Genomic DNA, 15652 nt, shown 5'->3' on the forward strand with positions numbered 1-15652 from the left:
ACAACAACCCGGTCGAGCGGGCAATCCGGTCGCTGGCCCTTGGCCGGAAGAACTGGCTGTTCGCCGGATCCGACACCGGCGGCCAGCGTGCCGCGGCGATCGCCTCGCTCATCGCCACCGCCAAGCTCAACGGCCTCGATCCGGAGGCCTACCTGCGGCGTGTGCTGGAGCGCATCGCCGACCATCCCGTCAGCCGTGTCGCCGAGCTTCTGCCATGGAACCTGCCAAGCGACGCAGACGCCGCGGCAACCTGACGGTCGATCGCCGCGTCACCGGACGCTTACGCCGCGGCGAAGGCGGGCCTGGGTCTTTACGGGGTGTCGCCGCTCTCAATGCACTGCGCCGATCCGCCCGCCCGCGCTGGCTTGGTCATGGGCTACGCCAGCTTGGACGAAGCCACGATCCGTCGCGGTGTGTTGGCTCTGCGAGGGGTTCTCCACCGCTTCGCATGACTGGCCCATCGGGATCGCGGCGAACTGGCCCTGTCAGGCAACACGTTTCCGACGGAAAGCTCAGACCATGCCGCGCACCTGACCATGCGCGGCGCCGGGCCGATGCGGGGGAACACGCGCAGGGCCGGCTGTAGGAGGCACGACAGGCTGCACGGCCGCAAGACTCTGCGGGGGCGACGCCGGCCCGCGGCACCGAGGAGAGACCATGCAGGGATCCATCAGCAGGCGCAGCGTTATTGCCGCCGCCTTCACCGCCGGCGCCGCGCCTGCGCTGGCCGACGACACATTCCCGTCCCGCCCCGTACGCCTCGTGGTCGGCTTCCCACCCGGCGGTCCGACCGACATGATCGGCCGGATCATCGCCAACGCCCTGTCGCGCGAGTTCGATGCACCCTTCGTGGTGGAGAACCTCGGTGGCGCTGGCGGCACGATCGGCGCCGCCAACGTCGCCCGCAGCCCGGCCGACGGTCACACGCTGCTGGTCGCGGTCGAGGCGTCGCAGACACGCGCCCAGGCGCTCTATCCTTCGGCGCGCTACGACCAAGTGCAGGGCTTCACCTACATCCGCAACCTCGCCACCCAGCGCAACTTGCTGGTGGTGAACCCCGCGCTGCCCATCCGCTCGGTGGCTGAGATGATTGCCTACGCCCGCGCGCGCCCCGGGGAGGTCGCCTATGGCGGCACCGTGGGCGCCACCTCGGATATCGGAGGCACGATCTTCGCAAAGCAGAATCGCCTAGACCTGACCTTCGTCTCCTATCCCGGCGGCAATCAGCCGGTCACTGATCTGATGACCGGCACGCTGCAGGCCGGGTTCTTCACCGAATCCACCATTGCACCGCTGGTGCGCGGCGGGCAGCTACGCGCGCTGGCGATCACCGCCCTCGCACGCTCACCCACCTTCCCGGAATTCCCGACGGTGGAGGAGGCGGGCGGCGGACGCCTCGACATCTTACCCTGGTTCGGGCTGGCCGGGCCGGCAAGCCTGCTGTCGGCGGTGACGCTCCGTGTCGCGAAGGCGGCCGACCGCATCACCCGGAGTGACGCGTTTCGGGCCCAGATCGAGACCATTGGCGCCTCCCCAATCCGCGACTCCAGCCCCGAGGCCTTCCGTGCGCAGGTGGAGCGGGAAATCCCGTTCTGGATCGCTTGGGCCGAAGAGCACCGGGCGCAGCTGCGCTGATGCCATGGTATTCTTCGAACAATACGACGCGCTGCTCTCCCCGGCGGAACGCGACCTCGTGGCGAGGGCGCGCGGCTTCTGCGCCGGCGATTTCACGGCCGAGCTGCAGGCGGCCTTCCTACGCGGCGAGTCATTCGACCGCCGCTGGATCACGAGCTGGGCGGCGCTCGGCATACTTGGGCTGCAGGCGAAGCCGGAGCATGGCGGGCATGGCGCTTCCTTCCTGTGCAAGATCCGCGTGGCGCAGGCAATGGCGCGGCACGGCTTCGCCGCGGCCTTCTGCCTGAACAACCTGCAAGGCCAAGTCACCCGCATCTCGCAGGCCGGCACCGCGGCGCAGCGCGAGCAGCTGCTGGAGCCGCTGTGCACCGGCCGGCTGCTAGCGGCGCCGGCGCTGACGGAGCCGCAGGGCGGCAGCGACCTCGGCGCGCTGGCGACGCTGGCCCGGCGTGTCGAAGGCGGCTGGTCGCTTACCGGCACCAAGGCGTGGATCACCAACGGCACCATCCTGGACGGCATGACCGTGCTAGCACGGCTGGAGGACGGCGAGCTTGCCTCCTTCTTTGTCCTGGCCGGCGCGGCGCCGGCCTTCACCCGGCAGGAGATCGCGGTGCCCGGCGGCCGCTCCTTCCGGCTGGCGGAGCTGCGGATGGAGGGGCATGTCGTGCCGAATTGGGCGCGCCTTCACCAGCCCGGCGGGGCGCTGAAGGCGGCGATGGAGTCCGTCAACGCCGCGCGGGTGCATGTCGCCGCCATGGCGGTGGCCAGCCTCCAGGCCGGGCTGGCGGAGGCGGTGCGCTTCAGTGGCGCCCGGCACGCCTTTGGCCGCCCGCTGCTCGACCACCAGGGGCTGCGCTGGGAGCTGTCGGAGGTGGCGCTGCGGCTGGAGGCGGCGAACGCGCTGGTGTTCCGCGCCGCGTGCGCGGTGAACGAGCGCCGCCCCGCTATCACCCTGGCGGCGCAGTGCAAGAAATTTGCGGTCGACACTGCGCTCTGGGGGCTGGCCCAGTGCCTGCGCGCGATGGGCGCCGCTGGCGCCGCCGCCACCTGCCGCATCCCCATGCTGCTGGCCGAGACCCGCCTCGCCGCCTTCGGCGACGGCACCAACGAGCTGCTGATGAACCGCATCGGCCGGAACCTGTCCAGGGATTACGGGGAGGAAGCGCCGTGAGGAACGTCGTCGTCGAGACCGCCATGGCGGCGCTGGCCGGGCTGCGTGACGGGCATGCCGTCATGGTCGGCGGCTTCGGCGGCGCCGGGATGCCGCGCGCCCTGGTCCGCGCCGCGGCGGAGATGGGCGTGCGCGACCTCACCCTCATCTCCAACAATGCCGGCGCCGGGGGCGACGACCTGTCGCTGTGGTTCCGCCGACGGATGGTGCGCCGGATCATCTGCTCCTACCCCCGCAGCGCCAGGGATTTCGGCGCGCTGTACCGCGCGGGCGAGGTCGAGCTGGAGCTGGTGCCGCAGGGCACGCTGGTGGAGCGCATCCGCGCCGGCGGTGCCGGCTGGGCGGCTTCCTCAGCCCCGTGGGCATCGGCACGCGCTTCGCGGAGGGCAAGGAGGTGGTAACGGTGAACGGCCGGCCCTTCCTGCTGGAACTGCCGCTGCGGGCCGACTTCGCACTGGTGCGTGGCTCGCTGGCGGATGGCATGGGCAAACTCCCTTATAACAAGGCGGCGCGGAACCACTGCGCAGTCATGGCAATGGCGGCCGACATCGTGGTGGCTGAGGTGGAGCGCATCGTGGAGACCGGCGCGCTGGACCCGGAAGCGATCGTTACGCCGTGCATCTTCGTGGACCGCGTCGTATCGGAGCGCCCCGCATGACCCCGCTGTCCCGTCAGGCGCTGGCTTCCCTGGTCGCCTCGCAGCTGCCGGCCGGCGGCTTCGTCAACCTCGGTATCGGTGCGCCGACACAGGTGGCCAACTTCGTGCGGCCCGAGGCCGACGTGATCCTCCATAGCGAGAACGGGCTGCTCAACATGGGCCCCGCCCCCGCGCCCGCGCCCGCGCCCGCGCCCGGCGCGGAGGATCTCGACCTGATCAATGCCGGCAAGTCGCCGGTCACGTTGCTGCCCGGCGGGGCGTTCTTCGATTCCTCGTTGGCCTTCGCCATGATGCGCGGTGGGCACCTGGATGTGGCGGTGCTCGGCGCCTTCCAGGTCTCCGGCGCTGGCGACCTCGCGAACTGGAGCACGGGGGGCGACGATGGGGAGCCGCCAGGCATTGGCGGCGCCATCGATCTCGCGGTGGGTGCGAAGGCGATCTGGGTGATGATGGACCATGTGACGCGCGAGGGCGCGCCGCGCATCGTCGCCGAATGCACCCTGCCGCTGACCGCCCAGGGCGTGGTCAGTCGGGTCTTCACCAGCCTCGCGGTCATCGAGATCACGGCCGCAGGCTTGTGGGCCTGCGCGCTGCTGGAGGGCGCCAGCCTTGCGGTGGTGCAGGCGGTGACGGGGGTACCGCTGTCGCTGGCGCCGGATGCCCGGCGTATCAGCGCGGAGGGACGATTGCTGGCGCCTTAGCAGTCCAGCTCCGGCGCCACCGGCACGACGATCCGCCCGCGTACCTGTCCCGTCATCAGCCGCCCGGCCGCGGCAATGGCGTTGGGCAGCGCCACCTCTTCCGTCAATGCAGCGAAGCATGGCCCTGGCTTCGAGTCGCCGGCGTAGGGTCGTACACACCCTTGCGCGGGAGGGAGTCGGCTGATTCGATCCCGACATGTGGCGGGATGCGCTTGCGCCGCACCTGAGCAAGGCGGAGCTGATCGCGCTGGTGTCAAGACAATGAGGGCCGGCTCAATAGGCCCAATACACTGTGCATTATTCCCTCGGGTCGCCCCCCCGTTGGCCGGCCACCGTGAGCAGCGCAGCCGGGCGACCAACTGCCAGAGGTGCAGATCGGCCGAGAGCCGGTGGCGCTGTGCAGGGCTGCCACCCCGGCCGACGCCTAGTGCCCGCACCCGCAGTGCAGATGGAGGCTGTAGTGAGCCCGGAGCCACAGAGGATCGGGCGGCTTAAGGCTGTCGTCGAGATGCCGCGACATGCCGCTTCCAAGCAAGGCGAATGAAGGCGAGCCCATAATAGCAGAGCCCGACCGCGCCGATCCCGGCACCGAGCAGTCCGAACAGCCAGAAGACAGGGATCGCCGCACCCATCGCCTGAGCCTACCCCGGCCTCAGATCCTAGGGTGCCGGAAGAAATCCGGCTTACCCTCGATTACGGTGAATTGTCTCAGCACCGCAAAAACCGAAACATTGCCGGAGCTAAGGAGGGGATTCCGGTATGTCTTTGATGCAGGCCGGTTTTTCCCGCAAACCGGCAGACGCGGCAAAATGCGGGAAAAGTGCTTTCGGACCAGGAGCTTTTGAGCCCCGAACGACCGAAAGGCCGGCTGACCTTCCTGCGAGAGGACATGCCTCGCGCCAAGGTCGAGCAGATAGCCGACAACCGCATGCCGCCAGAGCATGCGGATCTCGGCGCGCTGGTACGCCACCAGGCCGACCCGAAATCTGAGGGAGGCGAAAGAAGGCTGAGTTAGACGCGAACAGCGGGTGCGCGTAGCGTTTGGGTCATTCACGCCACAGGATTTCGATGTGCACCTTCGCCACCGCGGGCTGTTCGTTCTACCCGTTCTCACCCTCCCTTTCCCAGCCGCCGCCGCTCCAGCTGATGCAACGCGATGCTTGACGAGCGGGTCAAGCGATCCAGCGTGCGCAGGCAATGTCACAGGCACTGTCCAGCCCTTCCGACTGCACCATGCGTCTCGCCTGCGTCTACCTGGAAGCATAGCGCAGACGGGCGTGTCAGTCGCGGTCGAGACAGGTGAGCCAGCCGACTGGCTAGCCACCGCAGTTTACCTGGCAGAGCAAGTCACGCAGGGCGGAAGCGAGTACATCAAGGTCACCGTTTTCAGGGAGAACTCGTGGGGGGACGATCCTCCGCAGCAGTACAAGGTGCTGGCGAAAGTCGGTCTGACGCCCATGGATCCGCCCGAGGAGCGATGGGTCATGTCGGTTGCACGTCGTATGCCAGCCGAGCTCGACATTGAAGCGGACGTCCTGACTGCGGGGCTCTATGACCCAGGCGAGCATGCGCGCGTAAAAAGGCCCAGGGAGACGCCGGAGGATACGGCTCGTCGCCTCGTCATTCAGAGGCATCAGTTGCCTAAAAACTGGCAAAGCTCACCCGGGCTTGGCGTTCGCGGCGTGAACCTCCCGCGCGAGCGAATCAACGTTGTCGTGCCTAGCAGCGTCAATGTCGCTCAGCTGCGGTCTTGTCTCCAGGCATCCCAGACCGGCATCACTCGCTGTCAGTAGCTTACCATTCGCATCTGCTGCGGAGTGACCGTCGACCCGAAACTGGTCCTCCCGAGGGGAGAGAACCCGGACGACATCATCGCCGCCGCCAGGCGTGGGCACCAAGCGTTGGATTCCATCCACTCTCATGTCCGCCGCTTCAAGCAGCAGGCGCAGATCTCCTTTGCTTGCTTGGCAAGCCGTTCAGCGTAGCCGCGACTGGGTAGGGCAGGAGACACGATCATTAAAACGACGGTTGATCATGCTCTGATGCGCGGGTTGGCTACCGCCGGACCGGTGATGCGTCGCGGAGCTTCCTCGGTCTCGGAGCCAGCGTCGGACGAGGTCGGGCTGGTAGTGGTTGCGAGGGTTCTCCTGGCCGTGACCGTGCCTCCAGCCTTGCCCAGCTGCAGATATGTTTTTGATGTGGGTGGCGGCCTCCCTTTGCTGTTGCCTGTAACGGCAGTTCAGGCGGCAGACGGCTGCGCCTGCTTGGCGATCGCCCAGACGAAGCCCGCCAGTTCGCGGGCGATCGCGGCGGTGACTACGTCCGCCGCGGTTCTCCACCACCACGGTCTGGCCGAGCGCAACGCCCATGCGCTCCGCCACCAGCCGGCCGAGGATGTCCACCGCGCCGCCTGGCGGGAAGGGCACCACCAACCGCACCGGCCGGCCGCCGGCGATCGCCTGGGCGGATGCCGCCCGGGCGGCGGCTAGGGCTCCGCCGCTGCCCAGCAGGAATTCGCGGCGACCGGGCATGAACGGTGTCTGCTTCAACGGACATTCCCCGGATACCCGGGGCGGCACGGAGCAGGTTGCACCTGTGTAGGCCTGTCCTTCGTCGGTGCCTCTCGACGCGATGCTTTGTTGTTGCACGCTCCCATCCTCCTGAAGGGCGCGCGGTTTGCTGCCTTGTGTCGAGCAAAGGCGACCGTTCTTCCTTGTCCCGCCCTGCACCGCCCTGTCCGGATTGGAGCGAAAGCGGCAGACACGCGGCGCGCGCCAGGCCTTCTCTTGCACGCCGCTAAAGCGTCTGTCACACACAGAACCACACGGTCTAGTACACGCGCCCCTCCTCCATGCCTCAGTTGCCGCGCTCTTGGACGCCACCCAACGCGGCGTTCTGGAGCAGCTCGAATGCGCAGACGCTTCGATCATCGAGCTCACCGAGAAGTTCCACATGGCCCCCATGGCCATGAAGAAGCATGTCGGCGTCTTGGAGTAGGCGGGGCTCGTCGTCACGGAGAAGGTCAGGCGCGTGCGGACATGCAGGTTCGGTCTACGCGGACTGGGCGAAGAGGCGGCCTGGATCGAGAGATACCGCCGGGAGCTGGTGGCGCGCCGGTATTGTGCCGGAATAGCCGCCGGGCTTGGCCGGCTCCGCTGCTTTCGAGCTACTCCGCCTCGGCCTGATGGAAGTCAGCTTTGCAATGGAGACCGGCTTTGCAACCCGGATCCTGCGGTTGGGTGACCGGGCTGCACGAGGCGGAGGCGCGGGCGCTCGAGGCGCTGGCCGGGGCGGACGCCTTTGCCGGCACCGGCACCGGCGCCAGCTGCCGCCGGGCGGGGTGGGAGGCCCGCAGCGTGGCGAGCGGGCCGCAGGACCTGCCGCTCTTTGCCCTTGCCGCCGGGACCGAGGCGGCCCCCACCGTGCCGGACCAGACCGAGGGCCAGGCGGTGGTCGAAGACTACCTAGCGAGCGGCCTGACGCTGCGGCGCCATCCGCTGGCGCTGCTGCGACCCAGGCTGGATGCGCTGGGCTGCCAAGACACCCGCCGGCTGAACGCGCGCCGGGCTAGCACCAAGCTGCGGCTGCCCGGGCTGGTGCTGATCCGCCAGCGCCCGGGCTCGGCCAACGGCGCGATCTTCCTGAACGTCGAGGACGAGCACAGGGTGGCTAACTTGGTCGTCGTCTTCGAGTGGATCGCCGCGCGCGACCGCGCGGCCCTGGTCTCGGGGCGGCTGCTCATCGCCGAGGGTCGGGTGGAGCGCGAGGTCGCGCCGGCCGAGGTGCCGATCACCAAATCTTATGGTCGAGCGGCTGGTCGACCGCTCCGACCTGCTCAGCCGGCTGTCAGGAAGCCCGCGCCGGGCAGTCAGCCCCCGAAGCTGCCCGGTAGCCGGAACTTCAGGTGATGCTCGGTTGCCGAGGGCCGCAGCCAGTCCGCACGCCAGTGCTGCAGATTAGGTGCGCCTTAGCCAAACTTCCTGCACCGCGTGGTCACTGCCTTTTCGCAGTATAAGCCGTGCCCGCCGGCGGGTCGGAGCTATATTCTCCCGCAGATTTGCCAAGTTGACTTCACGCCATATGCCGCGCGCGACCTCTTGCGCCTGTGCCACCGGTAAGCGGGCATAGTGGTGGAAGTACGAAGCCGAGTTCGCAAAGGCGGTCTGCTGCAGCAGCAGAAAACGTTCAATGTACCACGCCTCGATGTCCTGCTCGGTGGCATCGACATAGACTGAGAAGTCAAAGAAGTCGGAGGCCGTCACCGCTGTGGCACCGGGGTGCTGCAGCACATTCAATCCCTCGAAGATAACGATGTCTGGTTGACGAACGGACTGCCATTTGCCGGGAATGATGTCGTATTCCAAGTGCGAGTAAACTGGCGCCAACACCTCAGCCGCACCGGCTTTCAAGGCACCAAGGAAGCTGATCATGCGACGCAAATCATAGCTCTCTGGAAAGCCCTTGCGGCGCATCAGCCCACGCACCTCGAGTACCTGTGTCGGGTGCAGAAATCCGTCCGTGGTCACCAGCTCGACCTGCGGATGGTCTGGCCAGCGTGATAGTACGGCCTGAAGCACGCGGGCGAAGGTGCTCTTGCCGACTGCAACACTGCCGGCGACGCCGATGATGTAGGGCGGTTTCATCACCGGCCGACTAAGGAAGGCGTCCTGTACCGCGGCGAGACCACGTGCTGCCTGCACATGTAAGTTCAGCAGCCGCGACAGCGGTAAGTAGATCTTCTCTACCTCGGCGAGCGAGGTCGTCTCATTAAGACCACGCAGTGTGTCAAGGTCAGCGTCAGCTAGAGACAATGGCGTGCTGGCGCGCAGCGCCGCCCATCGCGTCCGATCGAAGACAAGGTAGCTGCGCTCCGCCTCGCTCTTCGTCCCGAGCATCACCATTTCCGCATGTCCTACTGTTCGCCTGTTTATGGACTACGGCGCCCCGATTATCCGCTAGCCGACCTGAAACGCCTATTGGACAATATTGAAGCCGCGCTATGCATCTCGGCGTCGTCATTCCTGCCAACCTCGTTTGCAGAGCGCCGCGGCTCAGTCGATAGCTTATGGACAGCCCTCTCGGGGCGACATGGTCCACCTCTATCTCCGGCGCAAATGAGGCGAGGAGCCAGTGCGCTACCCCGCCCCCGCCCCCGCCCCCGCCCCCGCCCCCGAGCACGGCCCGGCCGACGAGCCGGAGCGGGTGCTGGGCTAGACCTTTGGCATGCCTACATGCTCGACGGCATGGGCATCGATACGGGCATCGACCTGGCGGTCCTCGCCGAAGCGGGCCAAGCCATCTCGCGCCACCTCAACCGGGAGCCGGCCTCGAAGGTGGCGCGGGCGATGGCTGCCCGGCGGCAGGCTTCGTCCTGACCAGGCGTCCGGCCTCGGCCAGACACGACGCTCCGAAGGTAATCGAAGTGACAGGGAGGATCAGATGACCGACTTGGCGCTGAGCTATGTGCATGGTGCGGCCGACGAGCCGCTTCTAGGCCAGACCATCGGCCAGGCGCTGGACCGCGCTGCCGCTGCCTGGGGACATCGTCCCGCCCTGATCTCGCGCGGCCAGGGCGTCAGGTGGACCTGGCGCGAGTTGCGGGACCGCGCCGACGCCTTGGCGGCCGGCCTGCTCGCGCTCGGCCTCCGGCGTGGCGACCGGATCGGCATCTGGTCGCTCAACCGTGCCGAATGGACCCTGACCCAGTTCGCCGCCGCCAAAGCGGGGCTGATCCTGGTGACGATCAACCCGGCCTACCGCCTCTCCGAGCTGGAGTTCGCCCTCAACAAAGTCGGCTGTGCGGCCCTGGTGACCGCCACGGCATTCAAGACCAGCGACTACATCGGGATGGTCAACGCCCTGGCGCCGGAGCTCGCCGCCTCGGTGCCTGGCCGGCTCTCCGCCGCACGGCTGCCGGACCTTCGCAGCGTGGTCCAGATGGGCGGACCGCCGGTCCCGGGGGCGATCGCCTTCGACGAGGTCCCGGCCCGGGGCGGCGAGGCCGAGCGAGCTGAGCTGCGCGAGCTTGCCGGCCAGCTTCAGTTCGACGACGCGGCGAACATCCAATTCACCAGTGGCACCACGGGCTCGCCCAAGGGCGTCACGCTGACCCACCACAACATCCTCAACAACGGCTACTTCGTCGGCCGCGCCATGCGGCTGACCGAGGCAGATCGGATCTGCATCCCGGTGCCGCTCTACCACTGCTTTGGCATGGTCATGGGCAATCTCGCAGCGGTGACCCATGGCTGCGCCATGGTCTATCCGGGCGAGGGCTTCGATCCGCTCGCGACCCTCGAAACGGTGCAGGCCGAGGGCTGCACGGCGCTCTATGGCGTGCCCACCATGTTCATCGCCGAGCTGGACCACCCAGAATTCGCGCATTTCAACCTCAGCACCCTGCGCACCGGCATCATGGCGGGCGCCCCCTGCCCGATCGAGGTTATGCGGCGGGTGGTGGAGCGGATGAACATGCGCGAGGTCACCATCGCCTACGGCATGACCGAGACCAGCCCGGTGAGCTTCCAGAGCGCCACCGACGACCCGCTCAACCGTCGCGTCTCCACCGTCGGCCGGGTCCACCCGCACCTCGAGGTCAAGATCGTGGACACCGAGGGGCGCGTGGTGCCCCGTGGCCAGTCCGGCGAGCTCTGCACCCGTGGCTACTCCGTCATGCTCAGCTACTGGGGCGACGCCGGGAAGACGGCGGAGGTGGTCGACGGTGCGCGCTGGATGCACACCGGCGACCTCGCCACCCTGGACGAGGATGGCTATTGCAACATCGTCGGGCGCATCAAGGACCTGGTGATTCGCGGTGGCGAAAACCTCGCCCCGCGCGAGATCGAGGAGTTCCTCTTCCGCCATCCGAAGATCCAAGAAGTGCAAGTCTTCGGCGTGGCAGACCAGAGGTTTGGCGAGGAGCTCTGCGCCTGGATCAGGTTGCGCGAGGGTGAGACGATGTCGGAGGACGAGGTGCGTGCCTTCTGCCAGGGGCAGATCGCCCACCAGAAAGTGCCACGCTACATCCAATTCGTGGACGAGTTCCCGATGACCGTCACCGGCAAGGCCCAGAAGTTCATCATGCGCCGGGTCGTGGAGGAGCAGCTCGGCCTGAAGCGCGCCGAGACGGCGTAGTGCCCGTTCGGACCTGATCTATTGACCCGGCGCAGGTGATCTCGAGCCAGGCGGCGTGGCGGAAGGTGTTGGGTCCGAAGACGCCTAAGCGGCATGGGTGGGCTGCCTTGCCTCGACGGTGACCAGCAGCTCGCAGCATATGAGCACCGGGTTGCATCCCCGAGCCGGGCGCCCCCGATGCATGTCGCCGCGGATGTCGGCCAGGGCAATCTTCCGCCTGGACCGCCCGCCAGCGACGGCTCGACCTCGGCTCCGGCAAGCGTCCGAGGGAGGGTGCACCCAAGCCATCCGCCGTCGCGTCACGTCCATGATGCGACCAGCGCAGGAGCTGTCGCCGAATCCGGCGAGCACTTTATCCCAGCCGCAGGCCGATGCTGCGGATCAGCTCGCCCCATCGTCCGCGCTCGGCAGCGACCATGGCGCTGAACTCGGCCGGCTGGTTGCCGCGCAGCTCGGCGCCCTGGGCCACCATCTGGTCGCCCAGCCGGGCCTCGGCCAGCGCCACATGCGTCGCCGCCACCAGCTTCCGCACTACCGGGTCCGGCACGCCGGCCGGTGCAAACAGCCCGTACCAGTAGGGCTGCGCGATGTCGGGGAAGCCGGCTTCGGCGAAGGTCGGCACCTCCGGCAGTGCGGCAATGCGGTGGTCTCCGGTCACGGCCAGCGCCCGGATGTCACCGTTCCGCACCAGGCCGATATAGGAGGCGACGCCGTCGAAGGTCATCGCCACGTCGCTGCGCATCATCATTTGCTGCGCTGCCGGGGTGCCGCGATAGGAGACATCAAGCAGCTCGATCCCGGTCGCCTGCTTCAGCCGTTCTCCGGACAGGTGCGCCACTAGGCCGACATTGGCGGCATAGGGCATCGGCTGCGGCAGGGCGCGGGCATAGGCGACCAGCTCGGCCACCGTGCGCACCGGCAGCTTGGGGTCGCAGAACAGCGCGAGCTGGCCGCGCATCAGCAGGGTCAATGGCTGGAACTGCTCGACCCGGAACGGCAGGTTGGCGAACAGATGCGGGGTGACGCAGAAGGTGGAGGAGGAGGTCAGCAGCAGGGTGTAGCCATCCGGCCGCTGCTGCGAGACGTGCTCCGCCGCGACCACGCTGGCAGCGCCGATGCGGTTGTCGACCACCACAGACTGGCCGAGCTGCGCCTGCAGCACCGGCGCCAGTGCGCGGGCCAGGATGTCGGGCTCGCTGCCGGCGGTGAAGGCCACCACCAGCCGGATCGGCCGCGTTGGCCAGGCCTCCTGCGCCCCGGCCCGGGGCGCCAGCATGCCAGCCGCAAGGCCGCCGAGCGCGCGGCGTCCGATCGGGTGTTGCATTCGTCTTCCTCCCCTGCCGTCGCGCGACGCTAAGCCGCAGCGCGCGGCGCCGCCACCCCGAGCGCCTTTTGGACATCGGGGATGATGCGGCTGCCCCAGAGCTCGATCTGCCGCATCATCGTGCGGTGGTCGAAATCGCCGATCTGGGTCTGGATGGCGATGTGCTTGGGCTTCAGGATGCTGATCTCCGCCAGCATCTTGTCCACCACCTGGTTCACGCTGCCGACCGGCAGGTTGGCCCGCATCTGCTCGAAGCTGAGGTCGTTCGGGCTCGGCTCCTCGCGCACCAGGAAGCCGTCGTCGGATTGCGCCCGGCGGTATTTCAGCGCCTCCGAGATGCGGCGGGAGTAGCGCGCGCTGTCGAGGTAGCTGTCAATCTCCGCAACGTTGTCGCTGGCATAGGCGCAGCGCAGCATGGCGAAGCGGCAATCGTCGATGCTGCGGCCCTCGCCATTGGCCACGCCGGCCAGTTGGCCGCGGATCTCCTGCAGCCGTTGCGGCCCGTTCAGCAGCGCGGTGACGAACAGGTTGTGCCCCTCGCGGATCGCCCGCGCCTGGGTCTGCGCATTGGCCGAGGTGATCCAGATCGGCGGCATCGGCGTCTGCAGCGTCCGCATGCTGATCGAGGTCAGCGGCATCCGCAGGTGCCTGCCCTCATAGCTGAAGGCGCGCTCGGTCAGGCCCAGCTTCAGGATGTCGAGGAATTCGTGGAAGATCGCCGGCGCCTCGGCGATGTCGACGCCGAAGCGGTCGAACTCGAATTTCTGGTAGCCAGAGCCGACCCCGAGGTCGAGCCGGCCCTTGGTCAGCGTGTCGGCGAAGCCGATCTCGGAGAGCAGCCGTGCCGGGCTGTACATCGGCAGGATGCAGACCCCGGTGCCGAGGCGGATGCGCCTGGTCAGCCCGGCCATATGCGCCACCATCATCAGCGGCGAGGCGCCGAGGCCGTAATTGGAGAAATGGTGCTCGGCATACCAAGCGTTGTCGAAGCCGGCCTGGTCGGCTAGCACCGTCTGCTCCACCGCGCAATCCAGCACCTCGGCCGAGCTCTGATGGTAGCCGCGCTGCTGCATGAGGATGAAGATGCCGAATTCCATGGCCCCATTCCCTTCCCGAAGGCGGGAAGCCTAGCACCTCGCCATTTTCCGCAACAACGCGGTATAAGCGAGAGGTATCTTTGCATTTTTCGTAAAGGTGGACCATGCGGCGCCTGCAGGCGATGGAGCTCTTCGTGGCCGCCGTGCGGGACGGCAGCTTCTCCGCCGCCGGCCGCCGCGCCGGGCTGTCCCCCGCCTCGGTCTCTCGCCAGGTCGCGGCGCTCGAAGCCGCGCTCGGCACCCAGTTGCTGAACCGCAGCAGCCGCAGCCTGGTCCTGACCGATGCCGGGCGGGAATACCTCGCCCGGCTGGAGCCGATCCTGCAGGACATCGCCGCCGCCGAGGCCGCCGCCGCGGCCTTGCAGGCTGCCCCGGTCGGCACCGTGCGGCTGCATTCCCGCACCATGTTCGGCCTGCGGGTGGTCACCCCCCTGCTGCCGGCCTTCCAGGCCCGCTACCCCGAACTTCGGGTCGAGCTTCGCCTGGCCGAGCGCCCCGCCAGCTTCGCCGAGGACGAGATCGACATCGAGCTCCGCATCGGCGCGCCGCCCGCCGGGCCGCTCATGCAGCGCCTGCTGCTGCGCAGCGAGCGCATCCTGGTCGCCAGCCCCGGCTACCTCGCGGCGCATCCGCCGGTGTGCCAGCCGGGCGACCTGCTGGCGCAGCATTGCCTGGCCTATTGGCTCGGGCCGGACGAGGTGACCTGGAGCTTCCTCGCCGCCGGGGCGCTGCAGGAGCTCCGCATCGCCGCCCGGCTGACCGCCAACAATGGCGAGGTGCTGCGCGAGCTCGCCCTGGCCGGCCATGGCATCGCGCTGCTCGACGACTACACGGTGCGCGACGCTCTCGCCGCCGGCCGGCTGGTCCGGCTGCTGCCGGGCTGGCAGGTGACCAATTCGGAATTCGACCAGGGCATCTACGCGGTCTTCCGCCAGGCCAGCCTGCTGCCAGCCAAGACCCGCGCCTTCCTCGACTTCTTGGTGGAGGCCTTGCCGGGCGTCGTCAGCGGCTGACCAGCGGCTCGGCGATGCCCTGCGCGTCAAGCCCGCTGATGGCGAAGAGCCCGCCCGCCGCCGGCGAGGGGTCGCGCAGCCGATGGCTGGCCGAGAGCGAGGTGACGAACAGCAGGTCGAGCCGTGGCCCGCCGAAATTGACGCTGGTCGGGTGCCGCACCGGCATGGCGATGCGCTGCACCAGCCGGCCCGCCGGATCGAAGCGGCCGATCTCGCCGCTGCGCACCAGCGCCACCCAGAGATGCCCGGCGGCATCGACGGTGGCGCCGTCCGGCGCGGTGCCGATCGGTGCGAGGTCGATGAAGGGCGCCCGGCCGCGCGCCGCCCCGTCGCGGTAGTCGAAGCACCAGATCACCCGTCGCGGGCTGTCGGCCAGATAAAGCGTAGCGCCATCCGGGCTGAAGCAGGGCCCGTTCGCCGTGGTGATCCCGGCCGCCAATTCGGTGACCGTCGCATCCGCTTCCAGCCGGTAGAGCGCGCCCTGCGGCGCCGCACCCTCCGCCAGGTTCATGTGCATGCTGCCGGCGAGGAAGCGACCCTGCCGGTCCACCTTGCCGTCGTTCAGGCGGATATCCGAATGCGCCATCGGCAGCCGCGCCAGCGGCGCGGTGGCGCCGGTCGCCGGGTCGTGGCGGTGGAAGCCATCGGCCAGCGCCAGCACCAGGCCGCCATCATCGCAAAGCCCGAAGCTGCCGACCGGCGCCGGCACCGCCATCTCCCGCCGTCGGCCGGTCGCCAGCTCCAGCCGGTGCAGCCTGCCGGCCAGCGAATCGACCCAGTAGAGGCATTGCTCCCGCACGCTCCAGACCGGGCTCTCGCCCAGCCGGTCGGTGGTCTCGCCGATGCGGTCGATCACCTGCGCCATCAATTGCCTCCGGCCCGGAATTGCCGGACCCTGACCGACCGGTCAACGAAGGGA

16 protein-coding genes are annotated in these 15652 nt (G+C 68.3%); 11 read left to right on the top strand and 5 right to left on the bottom strand.

The genetic code is table 11. The features are described from left to right. The 7 genes from E2C06_RS27660 to E2C06_RS27690 all read left to right on the top strand — a co-directional run. Positions 1–254: transposase domain-containing protein (locus E2C06_RS27660; RefSeq protein WP_133291820.1), on the top strand; the 254-nt coding region annotated here is incomplete at its 5' end. A 541-nt stretch (positions 255–795) separates the two neighbouring features. Then, positions 796–1635, top strand: coding sequence for a Bug family tripartite tricarboxylate transporter substrate binding protein (locus tag E2C06_RS27665; RefSeq protein WP_165982704.1), 840 nt, complete (start codon positions 796–798; stop codon positions 1633–1635). A gap of 4 nt (positions 1636–1639) precedes the next feature. Beyond that, positions 1640–2806, top strand: coding sequence for an acyl-CoA dehydrogenase family protein (locus E2C06_RS27670; protein WP_133291822.1), 1167 nt, complete (start codon positions 1640–1642; stop codon positions 2804–2806). Beyond that, entirely contained in the window at positions 2803–3207 is a 405-nt protein-coding gene (locus E2C06_RS40645; protein ID WP_338324237.1) for a 3-oxoacid CoA-transferase subunit A, read from the top strand. Before E2C06_RS27670 ends, E2C06_RS40645 begins: the two co-directional genes overlap by 4 nt. Beyond that, the gene (locus tag E2C06_RS40650; protein ID WP_338324238.1) at positions 3201–3464 is read left to right on the top strand and encodes a CoA-transferase; all 264 of its coding nucleotides are present in this window, start codon (positions 3201–3203) and stop codon (positions 3462–3464) included. Before E2C06_RS40645 ends, E2C06_RS40650 begins: the two co-directional genes overlap by 7 nt. After that, the gene (locus tag E2C06_RS27680; RefSeq protein ID WP_133291823.1) at positions 3461–4165 is read left to right on the top strand and encodes a 3-oxoacid CoA-transferase subunit B; all 705 of its coding nucleotides are present in this window, start codon (positions 3461–3463) and stop codon (positions 4163–4165) included. The genes E2C06_RS40650 and E2C06_RS27680 overlap by 4 nt, the downstream gene beginning before the upstream one ends. Positions 4166–5442: 1277 nt before the next feature. Then, positions 5443–5958, top strand: coding sequence for a hypothetical protein (locus tag E2C06_RS27690; protein WP_133291824.1), 516 nt, complete (start codon positions 5443–5445; stop codon positions 5956–5958). A 183-nt stretch (positions 5959–6141) separates the two neighbouring features. On the opposite strand, the gene E2C06_RS39805 is transcribed toward E2C06_RS27690, so the two are convergent. Continuing rightward, positions 6142–6714, bottom strand: coding sequence for a hypothetical protein (locus tag E2C06_RS39805; RefSeq protein WP_241671502.1), 573 nt, complete (start codon positions 6712–6714; stop codon positions 6142–6144). A 690-nt stretch (positions 6715–7404) separates the two neighbouring features. On the opposite strand from E2C06_RS39805, the gene E2C06_RS27705 reads away from it, so the two are divergent. Next, on the top strand, positions 7405–8073 hold the full coding sequence (locus tag E2C06_RS27705; protein ID WP_133291825.1) for a hypothetical protein: 669 nt from the start codon (positions 7405–7407) through the stop codon (positions 8071–8073). A 48-nt stretch (positions 8074–8121) separates the two neighbouring features. Here E2C06_RS27705 and coaA read toward each other — a convergent pair whose 3' ends face one another. After that, on the bottom strand, positions 8122–9066 hold the full coding sequence (gene coaA / locus E2C06_RS27710; RefSeq protein ID WP_133291826.1) for a type I pantothenate kinase: 945 nt from the start codon (positions 9064–9066) through the stop codon (positions 8122–8124). Positions 9067–9396: 330 nt separating this feature from the next. Between coaA and E2C06_RS27715 the strand changes: the two genes are divergently transcribed. Continuing rightward, positions 9397–9540 carry a hypothetical protein gene (locus tag E2C06_RS27715; protein WP_193560515.1) on the top strand — a complete coding sequence of 48 codons (144 nt, stop codon included), beginning with the start codon at positions 9397–9399 and terminating at the stop codon, positions 9538–9540. A gap of 64 nt (positions 9541–9604) precedes the next feature. Continuing rightward, positions 9605–11299, top strand: a complete 1695-nt coding sequence (locus tag E2C06_RS27720) for an AMP-binding protein (RefSeq protein ID WP_133291827.1) — start codon at positions 9605–9607, stop codon at positions 11297–11299. A gap of 352 nt (positions 11300–11651) precedes the next feature. On the opposite strand, the gene E2C06_RS27725 is transcribed toward E2C06_RS27720, so the two are convergent. Together E2C06_RS27725 and E2C06_RS27730 are read right to left on the bottom strand one after the other, a co-directional pair. Beyond that, positions 11652–12623: a Bug family tripartite tricarboxylate transporter substrate binding protein gene (locus E2C06_RS27725; RefSeq protein WP_133291828.1), complete on the bottom strand. Its 972-nt coding sequence runs from the start codon at positions 12621–12623 to the stop codon at positions 11652–11654. Between the two features lie 29 nt (positions 12624–12652). Beyond that, on the bottom strand, positions 12653–13720 hold the full coding sequence (locus E2C06_RS27730; protein WP_133291829.1) for an LLM class flavin-dependent oxidoreductase: 1068 nt from the start codon (positions 13718–13720) through the stop codon (positions 12653–12655). 104 nt (positions 13721–13824) lie between these two features. Between E2C06_RS27730 and E2C06_RS27735 the strand changes: the two genes are divergently transcribed. Continuing rightward, positions 13825–14733: a LysR family transcriptional regulator gene (locus E2C06_RS27735; RefSeq protein WP_133291830.1), complete on the top strand. Its 909-nt coding sequence runs from the start codon at positions 13825–13827 to the stop codon at positions 14731–14733. Here the strand turns inward: E2C06_RS27735 and E2C06_RS27740 are convergent. Then, entirely contained in the window at positions 14723–15598 is an 876-nt protein-coding gene (locus E2C06_RS27740) for an SMP-30/gluconolactonase/LRE family protein (protein WP_206664712.1), read from the bottom strand. The two genes, E2C06_RS27735 and E2C06_RS27740, sit on opposite strands and share 11 nt — an antisense overlap. Positions 15599–15652: the final 54 nt, after the last annotated feature.

Source organism: Dankookia rubra (genome assembly GCF_004355005.1).
In the GTDB taxonomy this organism is placed as follows: domain Bacteria; phylum Pseudomonadota; class Alphaproteobacteria; order Acetobacterales; family Acetobacteraceae; genus Paracraurococcus; species Paracraurococcus ruber_A.